At 64.5% G+C, this 20,767-nt stretch carries 14 protein-coding genes and 1 pseudogene; 11 read left to right on the top strand and 4 right to left on the bottom strand.

The genetic code is table 11. From position 1 onward, the window contains the following. Positions 1-47: 47 nt before the first annotated feature. The 4 genes from ABIV12_RS15045 to ABIV12_RS15030 form a co-directional block, all read right to left on the bottom strand. Positions 48-2,744: a protein kinase gene (locus tag ABIV12_RS15045; RefSeq protein WP_348060761.1), complete on the bottom strand. Its 2,697-nt coding sequence runs from the start codon at positions 2,742-2,744 to the stop codon at positions 48-50. Between the two features lie 48 nt (positions 2,745-2,792). Continuing rightward, positions 2,793-3,365 carry an ECF-type sigma factor gene (locus ABIV12_RS15040; RefSeq protein ID WP_348060759.1) on the bottom strand — a complete coding sequence of 191 codons (573 nt, stop codon included), beginning with the start codon at positions 3,363-3,365 and terminating at the stop codon, positions 2,793-2,795. Positions 3,366-3,620: 255 nt separating this feature from the next. Further along, on the bottom strand, positions 3,621-6,164 hold the full coding sequence (locus ABIV12_RS15035; protein WP_348060757.1) for a serine/threonine-protein kinase: 2,544 nt from the start codon (positions 6,162-6,164) through the stop codon (positions 3,621-3,623). Between the two features lie 322 nt (positions 6,165-6,486). Next, on the bottom strand, positions 6,487-7,539 hold the full coding sequence (locus ABIV12_RS15030) for an OmpA family protein (RefSeq protein WP_348060755.1): 1,053 nt from the start codon (positions 7,537-7,539) through the stop codon (positions 6,487-6,489). Between the two features lie 224 nt (positions 7,540-7,763). On the opposite strand from ABIV12_RS15030, the gene ABIV12_RS15025 reads away from it, so the two are divergent. The 11 genes and pseudogenes from ABIV12_RS15025 to ABIV12_RS14975 all read left to right on the top strand — a co-directional run. Then, the gene (locus ABIV12_RS15025; protein ID WP_348060753.1) at positions 7,764-8,690 is read left to right on the top strand and encodes a type II secretion system protein N; all 927 of its coding nucleotides are present in this window, start codon (positions 7,764-7,766) and stop codon (positions 8,688-8,690) included. Continuing rightward, positions 8,687-10,789, top strand: coding sequence for a type II secretion system secretin GspD (gene gspD, locus ABIV12_RS15020; protein ID WP_348060751.1), 2,103 nt, complete (start codon positions 8,687-8,689; stop codon positions 10,787-10,789). Before ABIV12_RS15025 ends, gspD begins: the two co-directional genes overlap by 4 nt. Positions 10,790-10,812: 23 nt before the next feature. Next, positions 10,813-12,303, top strand: coding sequence for a type II secretion system ATPase GspE (gene gspE / locus ABIV12_RS15015; protein ID WP_348060771.1), 1,491 nt, complete (start codon positions 10,813-10,815; stop codon positions 12,301-12,303). Between the two features lie 215 nt (positions 12,304-12,518). Beyond that, positions 12,519-14,009 (top strand): DUF4331 domain-containing protein, encoded by a 1,491-nt coding sequence (locus ABIV12_RS15010; RefSeq protein ID WP_348060749.1) that lies wholly within the window; start codon positions 12,519-12,521, stop codon positions 14,007-14,009. A gap of 6 nt (positions 14,010-14,015) precedes the next feature. After that, positions 14,016-14,285, top strand: coding sequence for a hypothetical protein (locus tag ABIV12_RS15005; protein WP_348060747.1), 270 nt, complete (start codon positions 14,016-14,018; stop codon positions 14,283-14,285). A 1-nt stretch (position 14,286) separates the two neighbouring features. Beyond that, positions 14,287-15,471: a tetratricopeptide repeat protein gene (locus ABIV12_RS15000; protein WP_348060745.1), complete on the top strand. Its 1,185-nt coding sequence runs from the start codon at positions 14,287-14,289 to the stop codon at positions 15,469-15,471. Next, positions 15,468-16,616, top strand: a complete 1,149-nt coding sequence (locus ABIV12_RS14995; protein WP_348060743.1) for a HupE/UreJ family protein — start codon at positions 15,468-15,470, stop codon at positions 16,614-16,616. Before ABIV12_RS15000 ends, ABIV12_RS14995 begins: the two co-directional genes overlap by 4 nt. 68 nt (positions 16,617-16,684) lie before the next feature. Next, positions 16,685-18,751, top strand: a complete 2,067-nt coding sequence (locus tag ABIV12_RS14990) for a TonB-dependent receptor (protein ID WP_348060741.1) — start codon at positions 16,685-16,687, stop codon at positions 18,749-18,751. Between the two features lie 10 nt (positions 18,752-18,761). Then, the gene (locus tag ABIV12_RS14985) at positions 18,762-19,553 is read left to right on the top strand and encodes a DUF4198 domain-containing protein (protein ID WP_348060739.1); all 792 of its coding nucleotides are present in this window, start codon (positions 18,762-18,764) and stop codon (positions 19,551-19,553) included. A gap of 112 nt (positions 19,554-19,665) precedes the next feature. Beyond that, positions 19,666-20,064 (top strand): DUF2946 domain-containing protein, encoded by a 399-nt coding sequence (locus tag ABIV12_RS14980; protein ID WP_348060737.1) that lies wholly within the window; start codon positions 19,666-19,668, stop codon positions 20,062-20,064. A 75-nt stretch (positions 20,065-20,139) separates the two neighbouring features. Then, positions 20,140-20,767: pseudogene (locus ABIV12_RS14975) on the top strand (hypothetical protein); the annotation flags it as partial.

Genomic DNA, 20,767 nt, shown 5'->3' with positions numbered 1-20,767 from the left:
GTGCGTCGCGAGGATCGATCCATCATCGGGTTCACACACGCGAAAGGTCAGTTGCGCGCAAGCGCCTGTGCTTCGCCAAACTCCGGTGCCCGCTGTGCGCCGCTCTCCGCCAGCAGTTGCAATGCGCGTTCGGCATGACGCTGTCGTTCGGCAACGTTTCCTTCCGCGGCAGCGACGCGTGCTTGCTCGATTGCCAGGTTGATTCGAACCGTACGCCCCGACGTGGCGGACATCGCGGTCGCCTCCTTGAGGGGTGCCGCGCACCCGCGCCAGTTGCCGGCACTGCGCAGCGCTTCGGAGCGCGCAATCAACGCGGCCGGCAGGCGCCTGGACGACTGCGCACGCAATCGGGGCTCCACATCGTCGAGCAGCGCGAGGGCTGCCGCCGGTTTCCGCTGTGCGGTGAGCGAGCGGGCGAGGTTGATGCGAATGCTGTCGGCAAGGTCGGCACGCTCGCCGGCGAGCGCGAGATCGAGTCCGCTGCGCAGGGTCTGTTCCGCCGCAACCGCATCGCCGCTGCGTAGCAGGCTGCTGCCGAGATAGCCCAGTCCCAGCGCACGTAGCGGATGATCCGGCCCGTGCGCTGCGAGCAGGCGTTCGGCGTCCGCCAGATGGGCGGTCGCGCCGGCGAGGTTCCCGGTTTCCAGTTCGCCGACGCCCAGGAGTTGCTCGGCCCGCATCATCTTCAGACCGTCCTTGCCGTAGATCGCTGCGACGAGGTTTTTCGCCCGTTCGAGGTATGCAATTGCCTCGGCATCGCGATCGGCGCTGGAAAGCGTGTTGCCGATCGCCCACAGCGCCCGCGAAACAGACGGATGGCGTCCATCCGGATAGCGCTGGTCGAGAATGGCGAGCGCGCGCTTCGCCGCGGTGACCGCCTCGTCATAGCGCTCGGCGGCAGCGAGCGGATAGCTCAGCTCGACGAGTTCTGCCGCATAGGCCTCACTGTCGGCTCCGGCATATTCTCCGACCACGTGGGTCGCCTCCTGCTGGGCGAGCAGTCCTTCGGCATGGCGGCCCTGCATGTAGAGCGTGGCGCCGAGCGTATCGAGTGGACCGGCCAGCGCTTGACCCGCGCCCTGTTTGCGCAACAGATCGATCGCGATTCTCGCGTGTGCTTCGGCGTCCTTCGCCGCATCCCCGAGGAACAACGCCGATGCGTACTCGGCGTGCGCGTCTGCACGCGTGAGTACCGCAATCGTGGGGTCGCTGTCGGCAATCGCGACGGCATCGGCAAGCAAGGGCAGGGCATCGTCGTACTGCGCCAGGTCATTGTACGTGCGCCCGATCAGCGTCGACATTTCGACACGAAGACCCGGCTGCGCGACGAGTTCGCCGGCAATGCGCTGGCGAGCACGATCGAGGACCTCGCGCACCGTGGTCGTCGCGCTGCCCTGTTCTTCCGGCGACGCCTTTCCAAGCAGCGATGCAAGGAAGTCGCGTGCAGCGGTGGCGCGCGTCGCCTGCGCGGTCGCATCGGCCGCTGCCCGGGTCGCTTTGCGTGCCTGCCAAACGGTGGCGGCGATCCCGATGACGATGGCGAGGACGCCGACACCCGCGATGGCGAGCAGCAGACGGTTGCGCAAAACGAACTTGCCCAGCCGGTAGCGCACGCTGTTGCCCGAAACGCGCACCGGGTCGCCTGCCAGCCAGCGTGCGAGATCTTCGGCAAACGCCTGCACGGTTGCGTAGCGGCGGGCCGGCTCCTTCGCCAGCGCCTTTTCCGCGATTCTCGACAGATCGCCGCGCACGTCGCTGCGATACCCCTGCAAAGACACACCGAGCAGTGCGAGCTGCTTTCTTCCGGCATCGTCGTCGCGCACGGCGTTGGAAAGCATCTGCGGCGGCGTCTGGCGAACGATGCGCTCGGCCGCTGCCGCATCGCGCCGGTCGAGCGCATACGGCAGCGAACCACTGACCAGCTCGTGCAGGATCACGCCGAGCGCATAGACATCCGCAGCAACGCCCACATCGTCGCCGCCGAACTGTTCCGGCGCGGCGTACTCCGGCGTGATGGCGTGGCGCTGGCTGATCGTGCTCGGCAGACTGTCGGCGGCACTGTCGCCAGCGAGCAATCCGGCGACCCCGAAATCGAGCAGACGCACGACACCGGCGGAATCGACGAGCACGTTGCCCGGTTTGAGGTCGCGGTGCACGACCAGCTGCGTATGCGCGTACTGCACCGCGTCGGCAGCCTCGATCAGCAGGCGCACGCGCTCACGGACTCCGAGACGATGCGCATCGCACCAGCGGGTGATGGGCGCGCCGTCGACGAATTCCAGCGCGAACCAGGGCCGTCCGTCCCCGTCGCGTCCGCCATCGATGAAGCGCGCAAGATTGGGGTGCGACAGTCGCGCAAGAATGCGGCGCTCGCGCAGGAAACGCGCGTGCACATCGTCGAAGTCGAATCCGCGCCGGATCAGCTTGATCGCGACGACCTGCGCGAAATCGTCGCCGTCGCGCTCGCCCCGGTAGACCACGCCCATGCCGCCGCGACCGATCGCCTCGACCACGCGAAACGCGCCCAGGCGTTCTCCGATCAACGCATCGACAGGGTCGATGACGGTCGCGTCGGCGCCATCCTCCACCGCAATGCGTGCAAGCAACGTGCGCACGCGTTCGCGCAGCTCGGGTTGATCGGTGCAGCGCGCTGCCACCAGGCGTTCGCGTTCTGCATCCGTGTCGAGGTCGAGCGCGTCGCGCACGATCAAAAGGGCCGCACTGTCCACATCGCGGGTTGTCATGGTGTGTTTGCTCTCAAGGCCGGCGTGTTCACGCTGAAGCGCGCGCATTCAGGCGCAGGGTTGAAGTCGATCCTTCAACCATTCACGTGCGGCGACCCAGTCCCGTCGCGCCGTGCGTTCGGTAATGTCGAGCGTCGCGGCGACCTCGGCAACGTCCAGGCCGACGAAATAGCGCAACTCGACCACCTTGGCCATCCGCTCGTGGACCGATTCGAGATCATTCAGCGCGCGATCGAGCTCCGCCAGGTCGGTGCCGTCGGGGATCGGCAGTTCCAGCGCTTCGGTGAACTCGTCGCGGATCCAGCGGCCGCCGCGTTTCTCGCTGTGCGCCTTGCGCGCGCGGTCGACCAGCGTCTGGCGCATCATCCGCGCGGAGGCGTTGAGCAAGTGCGAACTGTCGGCGAACTCGGCGGGCGCTTTTCCAAGCAGCCGAAGAAACACGTCGTGCACCAGCGCCGTCGTCTGCAATGTCGCGTGCCCGGGAGTCGCGTGCAGCAGGTGGCCGGCAATGCGGCGGAGATCGGCATACACCAGCGGCAACAGACGCTCGAGGGCGCGTTGGTCGCCGTCGCCCCATTGATGGAGGAGTTGCGTAATGCTGCCGTCGTTGCCTGCGCTCATCGTGGCGGCACGGTAGCGCGACGGCTGGCCCGCTGTCACGCCCGCGCGGCTCTTGCGATGAACGCGCGGTTCGAACGGAACGGAGGCGCGGACAGATTCCTCGGGCTCGCGTGGCGATGCGGTCTGTCGAAACGGCGCTGCAGTGGCTCTATACGGCCGTCGCGGCGACGCCTGCCGGAGCGCTGATTGCGACGTGCATCACCGGTTTGCTTCAACCGTGGAGCAGCGATGAAGTTTCTTCCGGCTCGGCGCGGCTCAGCGGGCAGCCGATGGCTCGTTGGACATCAAGGTTGTCCGCAACACCGCCAGGTCGCGACCGAGCCGGTCGCCTTCGGCACCCACTCCCTTGAAAATTCGCTCAGCCTGGTCAAGATCCTTGCGTGCATCGTCACGACGATCGAGTGCAGCAAGGGCTTGTGCGCGCACGGAATAAGCGAAACCTGCTTCCAGCGATTGCGCGCCGTACGGCGGCGGATTGCTGCTCACCAACGAGTTGGCGCAGTCCAATGCTTTTGCCGGATGACCCTGTGCCAGATACGCCTTGGCCAATTGACGACGGATCTCATGTGCACCACGAGCGGTTTCGCCGCCGTATTCGAGGGCCATTCGCAAGGCGGGTTCCAGCAGGGCGACGGCTTCGTTGTAGCGCTGCTTGCTGATCAGGACTGCGGCGAGGGTCGAGTCGCTCTTCGCCAGTTCGCCAGAAGGGCCGAAGAGCGCACGGCGCGTATCCGCTGCGAGGCGTAGATCCGTCAGCGCTCCATCGAGGTCGTTGGCAGCGCGTCGGAAAAATCCGCGATTGGTCAACGCGCCAAGTCCCGAGGTGGATTTCTCCTGCCCCAGTTCGACGTAGGTGCGATAGCCGTCATCGGCACGCTGCATGCCCTCGCGCCAACGCCCCGCGCGCGACAGGGAAATGGAGAGGCTGACCAGTAATTCACCCGTTTCCGCATCAGCGTGCCCTATCAAGTCGCGACGTTCCGCGATGCCCGCTTCGAACGTGTGGATCGACGCATCGGCGCGATTCTCTCCCCGCTCGATTCGCCCCTGGATCAGGCGACTCTCGCTGAGGTCGCGTCCGTAACGAGTCGGCGAGAGTTCCCACCATGTTTGTGACTGATCGAGGAGTTCGCGCGCACGCAACACATGCCCACGCGCAAACTCCAGATCGGCCATCAGGAATCGCGCGCGTGCCTGGGTCTGTGCATCGCTGGTGATCCTTGGTGACGAGAGCAAACGATCCAGCAAAGCATAAGAGCCTTCGGCATCGTCCATCGCAGCGTACAACTCGGCCAGCGCCAAAATCGTACTGAAACCAGATTCCTTTGCGCTTTCGAGTTGTTTCACTGCTTCATCGGCGCCGCTGCGGAGCGCTTCGCGCGCAGTCTTGGTCGGCCCGCTCTTCTGTTGCGCCGCATTGCGAAACAACAGCATCACGTAATCGCGCACCGCGCCAGACCGCTGCGCCTCGGAATCGGCGGCGTCGCGCTGCAATCGCGTTTCGCGCATCTGCCACGCCATGCCGACGAGACCGGCGCAGACCGCCAGCAGCGCCAACAGTGCAAACGAGACTGCGAGCCGATTACGCCGGACAAACTTGCCGACGCGGTATCCCAACCGATTGCCTGAAACGCGAACAGGCGCGCCTTGTCGCCATCGGCGCAGGTCATCGGCGAACGCATCGACCGTTAAATAACGACGCTCGGGTTCCTTCGCGAGTGCCTTTTCGAGGATGCGCGCGAGGTCACCGCGAACCGCGCTGCGGAACGCGCGCAGTGTTGTACTGCGGTTTTCAAGCCGCAGCGCAGGCGTGGCGATATGCCCTCCATTGCTCGCATCGCCGGATGCCGCGAACGTGGTTTCACGCACGATCGCCGACGCCAACGGCGAAGGCGGCTGTTCGCGCACGCTGCGTTCGGCGATGGCAATGTCCCGGCGATCCACATCAATCGGCAGAACGCCTGCAACCATCTCATACGCAATGACGCCGAGTGCATAGATGTCGGTTGATGCACCGGCAACCTCGCCCCCGAACTGCTCCGGAGCGGCGTACTCGGGCGTCAGTGCCGTGCGCACACCGATTGTCGTGTGCGCCGCCGGTTCCTCTCCCTCGACCAATTTGGCGATACCGAAATCGAGCAGACGCACGTTTGCGCTCTCGTCGACAAGAATCTTCGCCGGTTTGAGATCGCGATGGACAACAAGTTGTGTATGCGCGTGTTGGACTGCGGCGCAGACGTCGAGGAACAAACCAACGCGCGCGTCGATACCGAGCTTTTGGGTGTCGCAGTATGTGGTGATCGGCTGGCCATCCACGAATTCCAGCGCAAACCAGGGACGGCCATCGTCGGCCACCCCGCCGTCGATGAAACGCGCGAGATTCGGGTGCGAGAGGCGCGCAAGAATTCGTCGCTCGCGCAGGAAGCGTGCACGGATGTCATCGAAATCGAAGCCGCGTCTGATCAGCTTGATCGCGACCTGCTGGGCGAAGTCGGCGCCTTCGCGCGTGCCGCGATAGACCACTCCCATTCCTCCGCGGCCAATGCGCTCGAGAAGCCGAAACGGTCCCAGCAAGCGACCGGTGAATGGATCTTCGCTCGCGACCGCCGTTGAGCACACGTCATCTTCTGCAAAAGCGTCCGCCACCTCATCGGCTGCGATACCACGCAACAGCGCATCCACACGGTCGCGAAGAGCCGTGTCGCCGTCGCAGCGCATCGAGAGATAGCTGTCGCGTTCGCACGGATCGGTATCCAGCGCGTCACGCAGGATGCGCAATGCATCGAGTTCGTTCTTCATCGTTCCGATTTCCCGAGTATCGAAGCCGCCCGCAGCGCGGTGTCGCATCGCCGCCCGCCCGCTCGCGCGATACGAGCAACCCGAAGCTGGCTGGGCAACACCTCAGCGCGCCCGATGTGTCGAGCCTGGCACCGATTGGTCGTGGGTCATTGTGGTGACGTCGACGAGTGGCCGATCGATGCGTGCACATCATCTGCGTGCCGCCACAGCGGCGCTGCCTTCGGCATGCCATGCACGATGCAGTCCGGCAACGCGCGTGGATCGCGAGCCGCATCCAGGTTGCAGGGGCTCACGCGTGTGGATGTGCGGGTTCGATGTGTCATCAGCGTCGTACCAGTTCGACCCTGCGATTCTTCGCACGGCCTTCCTCGGTATCGTTGGACGCCAGCGGCTCGCTCGCGCCGGCGCCGCGTGGTGCAAGTCGCGATGCGTCGATTGCGTAGTCGCGGGTCAGCGCCATCACGACGTTTGCTGCGCGGCGGCTCGACAAGTCGGCGTTGTAGTCCGCGCCACCCTTTGCATCGGTGTGGCCCACGACTCCGAGTCGCAGTTCCGGTTGCGCACGCAGCACCTTGGCGATCTCGTCGAGCGTTGGCCGGGATTCGCCCGTGACGACATCCTTGTCGAAATCGAAGTGGATTCCATACAGGCTGACGCGCCCGGTGTCGGCGAGCGCCGTCTGCATCTGTTCCGCGCCGACAAACGCAATCTTGCCGCTGTCCATGTCCTTCGTTTCAACGACGCGCACGAACGCAAAGTTGCCGTGTGTGCCCTCCGCAAACGCGATGCTCGCGTAGACCGCGCCTTGCGGTCGCGCAAGCTTGCCGAGGAGATAGCGCGCGTTGGTGCCGAAGTAGTTGCGGATGTAGTCGCCCTCGAGGCGCGGAAGCTCGGGAGACGCGTCCAGCGCGTTGGCGAAATCGTACGGGCCTGTCGTGTCCACATGGCCAGGACGCTTTGCGTAGCACGAACCATTGGACGTCGAGCAAGTGAACGGAATGGCGAAGCCTTTGGATGTCAGGCTCGCCTCGTAGTTGCGCAACGCCTCGAGTGTCGAGCGGCCGGCGGGCAGTTTGTAGTAATACAGATCCTGTACACCGTCGACCGACAGCCAGCCACGCTTGTCACTGCCGCTGGCTGTTCCGGCAATCGGTCCATTCACGAGAGTGGACTCGTCAAAATCCGAGTGCGTGTGGCCAACGAGGTCGGAGCCCTCGTAGCGGCCGACCAACGCATGGTCGGCGATGGTGATGGGGGCCGCTGTGGCGGGTGCAGTGAGGGCCACGGCAATGCAGGCGCGTCCGGAAAGCCCGCACAATCGTCCTTTCCATCCGATGCGCTGTTTGCCATGTGGGTTGGTCGTTGTTTGCATCATCAGGTCTCCCAGGAGTGCGTTCGGCCATCTGCCGGTGCATCAAGGGGTACGGAGATTCACGTCGAAACCGGACATTGCGCTGATGCGGGGATGCAGGGCCACGCACGAATCGTCGAATTGATGCGCAACGAGGCGCTGGATCGGCGTGCTGCGCGGCACGGACACCCGCGCCGTGGCTGCGTTTGGTACCCTTGGGACTTCCGACACCACGCAAAACGCTCCGCATGGCGCTGTCATTCTCGGGCACCGATCGCAACCGTTACGCGGAACCTGCCGCTGCCCTGTGCTGCGCGGTGCTGGCGGCGATCGCGTTGTGGCTGCTCGTGCGCCTCGTGTGGTCGCTGGTGCCGCGGGGCGATGCGGCGTTCGACACCGCGCCGTTGCGCAGCGACGCGCTCGTGTCCGGTGCAGTGCCGGCGCAGTCGGTCGCACGTTGGCATCTGTTCGGCAACACGCCACTGCGGCCCGGGGCCGGTCCAGGTGCACCGTCCACCACGCTGTCGCTGATCCTGCGCGGCACGCTGGCGGAGAACGATCCCAAAGCCGGCATCGCGTTGTTGTCCGATCCGCAGAACGGTGAGCGTGCACTGCGTGTGGGCGACGAGGTTGCGCCGGGCGCGCGCATCGCGGGCGTCTATCCCGATCACATCGTGCTCGATCACGAGGGCGCTGCGGAGATCCTCAAGCTTGTGCGCGACCTCAATCTTGCGCCGGGCGACAGCGTCCGTGCGACGCCCGCGACCACCTCGAGCCGCCCATCCACCAATCCACTCGCGGCGGGCAGCAACCCTTCAATGTCGACGCGTGGCGCGGCGGCGAGTGCGACGAACGTGAAGGTGCCGGCAGACTGGCAGCAAACCGTCGAGCGGCTGCGCCAGAATCCTGCCGAGCTCGCGAAGCGCGTCCAGGTGGTGCCGGTGCTCGATGGCGGCAAGCTCACCGGCGTACGGTTGTCCGCCGGGGGCGACGCCGCGCTGATGGCGCAGATCGGCTTGCGCGCAGGTGATGTGATCACCTCGGTCAACGGCATGCCAGTCGACTCGTTTGCTCGGGGCCAGGAAATCATGGCCGGTCTCGCGAGCGCGAGTTCCGTGCGTGTCACGGTGCAGCGCGACGGCAAGCCTACCGAAGTGACCGTCGGACTGAAATGAAACCACTCCGCTTCCGGATACCCGCACCGATGCGTTACATCTTTCTGCCGATCGTGTTCGGCCTCCTGTTCGCGCACGCGGCCGGCGTTCCGGCGCAAACGGGCGCCGCCGCCGATGTGCCGCCGCCACCCGGCCATTCGACGACCGCCGACGGTCGCCACACGCTCAATCTCAAGGACGCGGACATCCAGGCGCTCATTGCGACGGTCAGCGAGATCACCGGCAAGAATTTCATCATTGGCCCGAACGTGCAGGGCAAGATCACGGTCATCTCGGCGCGGCCGATGAAAGCCGACGAGATCTACGATGTGTTCCTTTCAGTGCTGCGCGTGCACGGCCTCGCAGCGGTGCCGTCCGGCAGCATGATCAAGATCGTGCCCGAAGCGACCGCGCAGCAGGACGGCTCCACCGGCGTGAACGGAATCGGCCAGCGCACCAGCGACGAACTGGTCACGGAGATCGTTCCGGTCAAGCACGTGTCCGCGGCGGAACTGGTGCCGATCCTGCGTCCGCTGATGCCGCAGGGCGCGCAGCTGATCGCACATGCGACATCGAACTCGCTGGTGGTGTCCGACCGGGCAGGCAACGTGCAGCGGTTGACCGACATCATCCACCGCATCGATACGGTCTCCGACGCACAGGTCGAAATGATTCCGCTGGTGCATGCGAACGCGGCCGAAATGGCGCGCACGCTCACGCTGCTTGCCGACGACAAGACGGCACAGGCGAACAGCGAAAACGCACGCGTGTTCGCCGACACGCGCACGAACTCGATCCTGCTGGCCGGCGCAAAAAACGGTCGGCTGCGCATGCGTGCGTTGATCGCGCATCTCGACAGCCCACTGGAAAGCGGCGGCGATACGCAGGTGATCTATCTGCACTACGCGAGCGCAAAGGATCTGGTGCCGATTCTGCAGGGCGTTGCGGCGACGTTGAGTGGCGTGGCTCCGCCGACCGCCCCGAAGGCCGGCGAAACCGCCGGCGGCGGCGGCGCGTCGCCTGCAACGATCCAGGCGCATGAAGAAAACAATGCATTGATCATCAGCGCACCGCCGGCAATCTTCCGCTCGCTCGCTGCGGTCGTTCGCCAGCTCGATATTCGCCGCAACCAGGTGCTGATCGAAGCGGTGATCGCGGAAGTGTCCGACCAGACCGCAAGCGAACTCGGCGTGCAGTGGCAGCTGCCGGCTGGCAACGGCGACCACGTGATTGGCGGCACCAATTTCACGGGCACCAGTGCGGGCAACAACATCATCGCCGCGTCCGCAAACCCGCGCGGCATCGGCAACGGTTTCAATCTCGCTTACGGCGACACGATCACCGTTGCAGGCGTGAAGGTGTTCCAGCTCGGCGCGCTGATCAGCGCGCTGCGCGGCGACGGCAAGTCGAACATCCTGTCGACACCCTCGGTGCTGACGCTCGACAACCAGGAAGCGGAAATCAAGGTGGCGCAGGAAGTGCCGTTTCTGACCGGGTCGTACACCACGGGCAGCACCACCAACACAGGCGGCACCGGTGCCAGCAACGGCATCAGCAATCCGTTCCAGACGATCCAGCGGAAAGACGTCGGACTCGTGCTCAAGGTGAAGCCGAAGATCAACGTCGGCGACTCGGTGCAACTCGACATCCACCAGGAAGTCTCGTCGCTCGCGCCCACCGTTTCCGGCGCCGTCGACCTGATCACCAACAAGCGCGAGCTGACCACCAGTGTGCTGGTGAAGGACGATTCGCTGCTGGTGCTCGGCGGACTGATCGACAACGAGGCGAAGGACAACGTTCAGAAGGTGCCGGCGCTTGGCGACATTCCACTGATCGGCAATCTGTTCCGCTACCGCACCAACGACCGCACCAAGAAAGACCTGATGATCTTCCTGCATCCGAAGATCCTGCGTGACGCGGCGACCGAAGCTGCGATTTCCAGCGAGAAGTACAACTACATGCGCACCGAGCAGTTGCAGATTCGCCAGGAGACGTGGCCGATCACTCCGCCGCAGATGCGTCCGGTGTTGCCGGAAGTGCACGATTTCCTCTCCAGCCCCACGCTCGACGGCCAGCCGACCATGGTGCAGCCGACGCCCGTAGTGACGCCGAGCCGGTGAGCGAGGCAGCGAAGGCGGTGTCGATCCCCGAGGCGCGCCCCGCGCGCCCGAGCTTCGGCTTCGCCCGCCGTCACGGCGTCGCGCTGACCGGCTGGCGAGATGGCGTGGCCGAGATCACCTGCCGTCGCGGCGTGCGCACCGACGTGCTCGCGGAACTGCGTCGCCACCTTGGCGCGCCATTGCAGTTCAGTACGCTTGAGCCCACCGAGTTCGAACGTTTGTTGCGCGACCTGTACGAGCAAGGTGACGACGCGCGCACGATGGTGTCCGACCTTGACGAGCGGATGGATCTGAAGAGCGTCGCCGACGATCTGCCAGAGCCGGAAGACCTGCTCGAGAGCAACGACGACGCGCCGATCATCCGGTTGATCAACGCGCTGCTCACTGAAGCGGTGAAGGAAGGCGCGTCGGACATCCACATCGAGCCCTACGAGAACCGCCTTGTGGTGCGTTTTCGCATCGACGGCGTGCTGCGCGAAGTCCTCGCGCCGCAGAAGGCGATCGCCAGTGCGGTGGTCAGCCGCATCAAGGTGATGGCGAAGCTCGACATCGCCGAACGACGGCTTCCCCAGGACGGTCGCATCGGTCTGCGCATTGCAGGCCGACCGGTGGACGTGCGCGTGTCGACGATTCCGGCCGGTCGCGGCGAGCGCGTCGTGTTGCGTCTTCTCGACAAGCAGGCGGGCAAGCTCGACCTGATCCATCTCGGCATGGACGACGCCGCGCGAACGCGGCTCGAAGAACTGGTCTCGCGCCCGCACGGCATCCTGCTGGTGACCGGCCCCACCGGTTCGGGCAAGACGACCACGCTGTACGGCGCGCTGCTCAAGCTCAACGACAGCTCGCGCAACATCATGACGGTGGAAGACCCGATCGAGTATTACCTCGATGGCGTCGGCCAGACCCAGGTGAACACGCGTGTCGACATGACGTTTGCGCGTGGCTTGCGCGCGATATTGCGCCAGGATCCGGACGTGGTGATGGTGGGTGAAATCCGCGACCTCGAAACCGCGGAAGTCGCCGTGCAGGCGTCGCTGACCGGCCATCTGGTGCTGTCGACGCTGCACACCAATTCCGCCGCCGGCGCCGTCGCGCGCCTGCGCGACATGGGCGTCGAGCCGTTCCTGCTCGCATCCAGTCTGGTCGGCGTGCTCGCGCAACGGCTGGTGCGCGTGCTTGATCCGGCCACCCGCGTTTCCTATTCGGCAACTCCGGCCGAGCTCGCTGCATTCGGCAAGCCCGCCGATACGCAGGCAACGCTCTACCGTCCGCGCGACGATCTGGCGACCAGCGGTTCGGGACGACATGCCGGCTACAAGGGCCGCACCGGCATCTATGAGCTGATCACGCTCGACGAAACGCTGCGGCGGATGATCCATGAAGGGGCTTCCGAAGCCGAGCTCGAGCGGCAGGCGCGCGCCAAATCGGCATCGATCCTCGAGGACGGCTGGCGCAAGTGCGTTGCTGGAGTGACCTCGAGCGAAGAAGTGCTTCGTGTGACGCGCGAAGACTGACAGCGGTCAAGCGTTCTGTGCGACCTGAACGCCTTCGTCTCTTTGCGAAGTCCCATTCGTTGCTGTTCAGCTGATGTTCGCGTGAACGGGCGCAAACCGGTGTCACGGATGCGGGGAACCTGAGTGCATCCGGATTGCCGACCCGCCCGTACCTACACCGACGCACGAACATCTGCGCAACGTTGCGGTGCCCCATCACTTTCTGGAGATCCACCATGCGATATCAAAGGACCAGCCTGCTTGCGGCGGCCATCACCGGGCTTCTCGCCCTTCCGTCCGCGTTTGCATCGAGCCATCGCGAGGCGCCTTTCGTCGCCGGACACCCGAAGGTGGATGCCACCGACTTCTACATGTTCCGCAGCTACGAGAACGGGCGTGACGGGTATGTCACGATCGTTGCCAATTACGAACCGCTGCAGGATTCGTACGGCGGCCCGAACTATTTCGCGCTCGATCCGAATGCGTTGTACGAGATCCATATCGACAACAACGGCGACGCGAAGGAAGACATCACCTTCCAGTTCAAGTTCACCAACACCTACAACAATGCCGCGTTGACGATCGGTGGAAAGAGCGTGCCGGTTCCGCTCGAGTTGCTCGGACCGATCGGTACCGGCATCACGTCGAACGACGCGAACAAGAACCTGATTGAAAGTTACGTGGTCAATGTGATCCGCGGCGATCGACGCTCGGGTACCTCGCAGGCGGCGACCAATCTGAGCGCGGGCGGCACCAGCTTCCGCAAGCCGCTCGACAACATCGGCACCAAGTCGATTCCCGACTACGCCGGTTATGCGGCAAGCCACATCGCGAGCATCGGCATTCCGGGTTGTGACGCCGGCAAGGTGTTCGTCGGCCAGCGCGCCGATCCGTTTGCCGTGAACCTTGGCGAGGTGTTCGACCTTGTCAATCTCAATCCGATCGGCGAACCGGATGCAGAACCCAACACGCTCGCAGATAAAGCCGTCACCGCGATCGAACTCGAAGTTCCGGTCGGATGCCTCGCCGCTGGCGGTAGCCCGATCATCGGTGGGTGGACCACTGCCAGCCTGCGTCAGGCGACCGTGCTCAATCCTGCGCCGAAGGGCGTGATTGCCGGTGCGACGGCAACGCAGGGACCGTCTGTCGTCGGTGGTGCGTGGACGCAGGTGTCACGCCTTGGTGCGCCGCTGGTCAACGAACTGGTGATCGGCCTGCCGGACAAGGACCGCTTCAATGCGAGTCAGCCGAAGGACGACGGGCAGTTCGCCGACTACGTGACGAATCCGACGCTGCCTGCGTTGTTGCAGGTGCTGTTCGGCGTGCAGGCGCCGCAGGTGTTCCCGCGCACCGATTTGATTGCCGCGTTCCTCACCGGAGTCACTGGTCTCAACCAGCCGGCGGGCGTGACGCCGTCGGAAATGCTGCGTCTGAACACCTCGATTGCGCCGAAAACGGCCGATCAGCAGGCCAATCTCGGTGTGCTCGCGGGTGACACCGCAGGCTTCCCGAATGGCCGTCGACCGGGTGACGACGTGGTCGACATCGAGTTGCGCGTTGCGATGGGCGTCTTGTTGCCGGTTGACCAGGCACCGTCGGGCCAAGGTGCATTCACCGACCAGACGACGATTGCCGCCAGCGATTTCCCGGCTGCATTCCCGTATCTCAACACGCCGTTGCCGGGTTCGCCCAATAGCGCGAACGGCACTGCGGTCGCGAAGAGGTAACCCACGATGAAACGGCAAACCCTCATGGCACTTGGTGCCGGACTCGTCGCCACAGCTCTCGCCGGTTGCGGTGGATCGTCCAATCACGACAACAACAACGGTGGCGGCGGCGTCGTCATCCAACCACCCACCACGACGAACTTCACAACGTTCGTGCACACGCAGCTCGCCGCAACCTCGGACACGACGCAACCGGCTGACGTGAATGGCGTTGCGTTCTCGTACCCGGATGACGGGAACGCGGCGGCTTTCAACGATGTAGTCGGCACGCCGTAAGGTGTCGAACGGCGTCGCGTTGCTTGCAGCGATCGTTTGCTCCTGGGCGATCGTTACCACAGGGCACGCTGCGCCGTATCGACCTGCATCGGACGATCTTGTTCTTGAACATCTGCCGCCCGCGCTCCTGGCCATTCGCCAGCTGCGCGGTGCGGCAGCTCCGTCTGCGGGTCCGCAGAATCTCGATGCGGTGCTCGCATCGGCCCAACACTATGTCGAACTCGGCCAGACCTACGCCGACCCGCGTGCCTATGGCTATGCGCAGGCGGCACTGGGCGAATGGTGGACACGCGACGACGGTGCGACGTCGGCACTGCTCGTCATGCGCGCGCGCATCCTGCAATTCAATCACCGCTGGGCGCCGGCGCTCGGCCAGCTGAAAGTGTCGCTGGCGGCGGACCCGTTCCAGCCGGATGCATGGCTGCTGGTTGCCAGCATCGAGCAGGTGCAGGGAAATATCCCAGCCGCACAAGCGGCCTGCCTCAAATTGCTGCCGATGGCGGATCCGCTGGTGGGCGCAACATGCGTTGCGATCACCGGGTCGCTTTCGGGGCGTGCGGAATCGGCGGAGCAACTGCTCGCAGGTGCGCTGACCCGGCCAACGGCGGGCGGCAAGGCCGTGACCGTGTGGGCGTGGACCACGCTGGCCGAAATTCGCGCACGACGTGGCGAGGATGATGGCGCGCTGGCCGCTTTCCATTCGGCGTTGGCGCTTGAACCCGACGATGTCTATGCACGCAGCGCGCTCGCCGACCTGTTGCTCGACCAAGGCAGGAATGCCGAGGCGCGTGCCGCACTGGGCGATCCGCAGCAGGCAGATGCGTTGCTGCTGCGCGCCGCGATTGCCGCGCAACGCGATGGCGATGCGGATGCCGACCAACTGCGCGGCAACCTGGACGAGCGATTCACCGAAGCACACGAACGTGGCGACGAAACGCATCTGCGCGAGCAGGCACGTTTCGCACTCGATGTGAAGCACGACGACGCGCATGCGCTTGAACTGGCGGTGCGCAACTTCGGCGTGCAGCGCGAACCGGCGGACGCGCGCATCCTCCTCGAATCGGCACTCGCGGCAAAGCAGTCGGACGCGGCGAAGCCTGCGCTCGACTGGATGCGCACCACCGGCATCGAGGGCGTACGACTGTCGGCGCTCGCGAAACGTCTCGCCGACGGTCGTTCGGAATGACGCCCTTCCTGCGCGTTCTGGCAACGTTTGCGCTGCTTGGCTTCGCGATTGCGGCATCGGCGCACAAGCCCAGCGACAGCTATCTCGCGCTCAACGTGCCGCCCGACGACAGCGTCGTCACCGGGCATTGGGACATTGCGCTGCGCGATCTCGAACTCGCCGTCGGACTCGACGCCGACCACGACGGCGCGATCACCTGGGGTGAACTGCGCTCGCAGCAAGCCAAGGTGTTCGACTATGCGTTCGCGCGCCTCGCCTTCAACGCGGACGGAGCGCCGTGTCCGGTCACGCGCGGCGACCTGCTGGTCGATACGCACAGCGATGGCGCGTATGCGGTGCTCGCATTCACCGCGCGCTGTGCTGCGCCCCCTCGGCAACTCGAGATCGGTTATCACCTGTTGTTCGATCTCGATCCGAGCCATCGGGGCCTGCTGGCCATGACCGTCGGCGACGCCACGCGCACCGCAGTGCTTGGACCGGACCCGCCGGTACAGACGTTCGATCTCGCGCACGCGTCGAGACTCCACCAGTTCCTGCAGTTCGTCGACGACGGCATGCATCACATCTGGATCGGCTATGACCACCTGCTGTTCCTGATTTCTCTGCTGCTGCCGGCGGTGCTCGTGCGTGTGCGCGATCCGGATGGGCGTGGCCGATGGGTGCCGGTGGCAAATCTGCGCAGCGCGTTGTGGAGCGTGTTCGCGGTGGTGAGCGCCTTCACCCTGTCGCATTCGATCACGCTCACCCTCGCGGCACTCGGCGTGATCGGGCTGCCGTCGCGACTGGTGGAGTCGGGCATTGCGCTGTCGGTGATGCTCGCCGCGCTCAACAACATTTTTCCGCGGGTGACCCGCCGCGTGTGGTTGCTGGCGTTCTTTTTCGGGCTCGTGCACGGCTTCGGCTTCGCCAGCGTGCTCAACGATCTGGGTCTTCCGCGCGATGCGCTGGCCCTGTCGCTCGCGGGATTCAACATCGGCGTCGAGTTGGGCCAGCTCAGCGTCGTCTTCGTCGTGGTGCCGCTGATTTATCTGATGCGAAACCGCCTGTTTTATCGGCCCGTCGTTCTGGTCGGGGGTTCGAGTGTGATCGTTGCCGTCGCAGCCGTGTGGTTCTTCGGTCGGGCGTTTGGATTCGGACTCGGCTGAGGCGCGCGGTGCATCCGATCGATGCATTGATGCGTACGTTTGGCAGGTTTTCCGCTCGGCACTACAACATGACAATCGAAGGATCGGTGAGGACACTGGCAACAGTCGCAGCGATGGCGGTTTCCGCGTCTGCCCTTGCGGTTGGTGTACCTGCCACGCAGCTTCCAACCATCCAGGTCGCCGGCCAGACGGATGCCGGACAACTCGCTCAGGCGGATGCCGCATCCGCCGGAGTGGTGACGCAGGAGCAGATCGAGAACCGTCCGATCTCGCGCCCGGCGGAAGTGCTCGAAGTGGTTCCCGGGCTGGTCGCGACGCAGCACAGCGGCGATGGCAAGGCGAACCAGTATTTCCTGCGTGGCTTCAACCTTGATCATGGAACGGATCTGTCGACCTTCATCGACGGTGTGCCGAACAACCTGCGCACGCACGGTCATGGCCAGGGCTACAACGATCTCAACGGGCTGATCCCGGAGTTGATCGACACGATCGAATATCGCAAGGGTCCTTACTACGCCGAGGATGGCGATTTCTCGTCGGCAGGTTCCGTGCACATTCGCTACAAGGACCGCCTCGACAACGATTTCTATCAGCTCACCGCAGGCGAGAATGCGTACGGGCGAGCGGTGCTCGGCGTATCCGGCCCCGCCGGCAACGGCACGTGGCTCGGCGCGGCCGATCTCGAAGTCTATGACGGCCCATGGAACAAGGCCGGTGACGAACGCAAGGTCTCGCTGCTCGGTCGCTACACCGGAGGCGACGGTTCGCAGGGCTACCATCTCAACCTGATGGCGTACCACAACCGCTGGGATTCGTCGGACCAGATTCCCGAGCGCGCGGTCGATGAAGGCATCATCGACGCGTTCGGGCAGATCGATCCGTTCCTCGGTGGTGAAACATCGCGCTACACCGCGTCGGGCGAGTACCACATGCCCGTTGGACCCGGGCATCTGCTGGTCAACGCCTACGCGGTCCACTACAACTTCAACCTGTACTCCAACTTCACCTATTTCCTCGAAGACCCGGTGCACGGCGACGAGTTCGAGCAGCGTGACAACCGCAACTACTACGGCGGTATCGCAAAATACGTGCAGGCGTGGACCATCGGCGGCATCCAGCAGGAACTCTCGGTCGGCATCGAGACGCGCTTCGATGACATCGGAACCGTGGGCCTCTATCACACCGAGGCGCGCCAACGTCTCGGCACCGTCCGCCAGGATTCGGTCGAGGAAGGATCCATCGCCGCATTTGTCAGCTACTCCACGCGCTGGACCGACTGGTTCCGCAGCGTGATCGGCGCGCGTTACGACGATTACCACGCGACTGTCGACAGCAACATTGCCGAGAATTCCGGCACCGCGACAGACAACCGGCCCAGTCCGAAATTGAGCCTGATCTTCGGGCCGTGGAAGAACACCGAAGTGTTTGCCAACATCGGGCGCGGCTTTCATTCCAACGATGCGCGTGGAGGCACGCTGCGGGTGGATCCGAACGACCCGACACAAGCCGCTGCGTCGCAGGAACTGCTGGTGCCGACCACCGGTTCAGAAATCGGCGTGCGCACGAGTCCGGCCGAGAACCTCACGTTCACCGCATCGTTCTGGCATCTCAATATCGGTTCGGAACTCGTGTTCGCCGGCGATGGCGGCACCACCGAGCCGAGCTTTCCGTCGACCCGGACGGGCATCGAGCTCTCGGCGTACTACCGGCCCGTCTCGTGGTTGTTGATCGATGCCGATTACGCGCCTTCGCGCGCACGCTTCAGCGACGCGAACCCCGCAGGCACGCGCATTGCGAATGCGGTGGAGCGCGTGGCGTCGGTCGGCGCGGAATTCAGCGGCCCCGGACCGTGGTTTGGCGGTCTGCGCTACCGCTTCCTCGGCCCGGCGCCGCTGATCGAGGACAACAGCGCTCGCTCGCACTCGACCACGATCGTCAACGCGGAAGCGGGCTATCGATTGACCGACAAGGTGAAGGTGTCGCTTGAAGTGCTCAATCTTCTCGACAGCTCGCAGAACGACATCACGTACTTCTACGATTCCCAGCTGGCAGGAGAAGCAAGTCCTGTATCGGACTATCATTTCCATCCGGTGGAACCGCGTCAGGTTCGGGTGACGTTGCGCGGCACTTTCTGAGGCGGCACGTATGCGAGTTGGCAATTGGGTTTTCGCGTTGGCCGCGGTCGCGTGCTGTGACGTGCATGCGCACGACACCTGGTTGCTGGCCGCGCCGGGGAGCCATCAGGGTACGAGCGGCGCGCAAACGCTCGCGCTGACCAGCGGAATGGAGTTTCCCGTTGCCGACTACGCGATCGATCCCGCACGGATCGCCGCGAAGGGTTGCCGGATGATCGACAGCCCGTGCGCGCTAATGATCGGCAAGCGCGGTGCTCACGCGCTCACGCTGTTCGCCGCGGTTCCCGCCACCAGTGCGGCGGTTGTGTGGGTGGATCTCGCGCCGAAAACGTTGCGCCTCGACGAAGCGAAGGTGCGCGAGTACTTCGCCGAAATCGACGCGACACCTGAGATCCGTGCCGCGTGGGAGGCGAAGCCGAAACCGCGGCGTTGGCGCGAAACGTATGTAAAGCATGCGAAGAGTCTGGCCGGCAGCGGCGCGAGCGCCAGCACCGAATGGTCCACGCCCGTCGGCAGCGCGCTTGAAATCGTGCCGGACGCGCAGGCGACGCTGACCGTGGACAGCGACGTGGAAATTCGCGTTCTCGCGCAGGAACAGCCACTCGCGGATGTTCCGATCGGCGTCGTCCGTGGTCGTCCTGCGCGCGCGCAGTTCCTGCACACCGATGCGCAGGGTCGCGTCCGAGTTCACATCGATCAGAAAGGCGAGTGGTTGTTGCGCGTCACGCGTCTGGTGCCGTCGACCCGCCCGGCGGTGGACTGGACGAGCGATTTTGCAACGCTGACCTTCACCGTCCGTTGAGATAAGAATCCGGGGGGGTGGATGGATAGGGTGAATCGATTGCGGCACACCATCGCGCCGCCTGGGTGAAAACCCTGACGATCGACGGCGCCGCCTGAGCTACCATCGCGCGGTGATTCGATCGATCCGCCAGCGGCGTTGCATGGCCTGGATGGGCCTCTGGGCCATCCTCCTGGTTGCGCTCGTGCCGACGGTGTCGCAGTTGCGCGCCGCGACATCAGGTCCACACGATTCCCGCGGATCCGACCTCGCGCACGCGACGCACGGGCCCCAATCTGCCCTGGCCATTCCGTGCGGCCACGACGGCAACGGCAAGGTGCCGGACGACTGCTGGAAGAAATGCGGGTACTGCGGTTTCCTGACCGACTCGCCGGCGGCCGTCGGCGTCGCTTTCCACACGTCGGTGATCGCGTTCCAAACTCTGCCTCCAACGGAGCGCACGAAGAACCATCGTGCACGCAACGCCTATGGCATTGCTGCGCAACCGCGGGGTCCGCCCGACGCCACCTGATTTTCGATCATCGAGTGTGTCTTCGATTCCGCGCATCTGCGGATCGATTCCTTCATGGCGTTTCAGGGGTATCCAATGATTTCGTTTCGAAAGAGCGCGATCGCGCTCGGTTTCATGGTGATTTTTCCGGTCGCCGCACAGGCGTGTTCCAGCTGTGGCTGCACGCTCAATGCGGACTGGGCGACACAGGGACTTGCAGCCGGCAAAGGCTGGCGATTCGACTTGCGCTACGACTATTTCAACCAGACCGAATTGCGCAGCGGAACCGACAGCGTCGACCGCTCGACGATCGAGTTGCCGAACGAGTCGGAAGTGCAGCAGACCACGGTGAACCGCAACGCGACGTTCGGCCTCGAGTACAGCCCGAATGCGAACTGGGGCGTGGGCGTACAGCTGCCGTCTTTCGACCGTTACCACACGACCATCGGCGAGGATGAAACCGAGCTGTCGAGTTCGCGCACGAAAGGCATTGGCGATTTGCGGGTGATCGCACGCTATGCCGGCGTTTCGGAAGACCACAGTACCGGTCTGCAGTTTGGCGTGAAACTGCCCACCGGTCGCACCGACGACACGTTCCGCGACGGGCCGCTGCAGGGCGAGATCATCGATCGCGGCCTGCAGATGGGCACCGGCAGCACGGACCTGCTGCTCGGCGCGTACCACTTCGGGGCAATCGCGCAGAACTGGGACTACTTCGCGCAAG

This window comes from Dokdonella sp. (genome assembly GCF_039926425.1).
GTDB lineage: Bacteria > Pseudomonadota > Gammaproteobacteria > Xanthomonadales > Rhodanobacteraceae > Dokdonella_A.
Note: the sequence above shows the minus strand (reverse complement) of the source record. Positions and strands in the feature narration are given on the sequence as shown.

Bases quoted from the DNA above. Each gene is read 5' to 3' on its own strand.
- ABIV12_RS15045 (WP_348060761.1), bottom strand. From the start codon at position 2,744: ATGACAACCCGCGATGTGGACAGTGCGGCCCTTTTGATCGTGCGCGAC.
- ABIV12_RS15040 (WP_348060759.1), bottom strand. From the start codon at position 3,365: ATGAGCGCAGGCAACGACGGCAGCATTACGCAACTCCTCCATCAATGG.
- ABIV12_RS15035 (WP_348060757.1), bottom strand. From the start codon at position 6,164: ATGAAGAACGAACTCGATGCATTGCGCATCCTGCGTGACGCGCTGGAT.
- ABIV12_RS15030 (WP_348060755.1), bottom strand. From the start codon at position 7,539: ATGATGCAAACAACGACCAACCCACATGGCAAACAGCGCATCGGATGG.
- ABIV12_RS15025 (WP_348060753.1), top strand. From the start codon at position 7,764: ATGGCGCTGTCATTCTCGGGCACCGATCGCAACCGTTACGCGGAACCT.
- gspD (WP_348060751.1), top strand. From the start codon at position 8,687: ATGAAACCACTCCGCTTCCGGATACCCGCACCGATGCGTTACATCTTT.
- ABIV12_RS15010 (WP_348060749.1), top strand. From the start codon at position 12,519: ATGCGATATCAAAGGACCAGCCTGCTTGCGGCGGCCATCACCGGGCTT.
- ABIV12_RS15005 (WP_348060747.1), top strand. From the start codon at position 14,016: ATGAAACGGCAAACCCTCATGGCACTTGGTGCCGGACTCGTCGCCACA.
- ABIV12_RS14995 (WP_348060743.1), top strand. From the start codon at position 15,468: ATGACGCCCTTCCTGCGCGTTCTGGCAACGTTTGCGCTGCTTGGCTTC.
- ABIV12_RS14990 (WP_348060741.1), top strand. From the start codon at position 16,685: ATGACAATCGAAGGATCGGTGAGGACACTGGCAACAGTCGCAGCGATG.
- ABIV12_RS14985 (WP_348060739.1), top strand. From the start codon at position 18,762: ATGCGAGTTGGCAATTGGGTTTTCGCGTTGGCCGCGGTCGCGTGCTGT.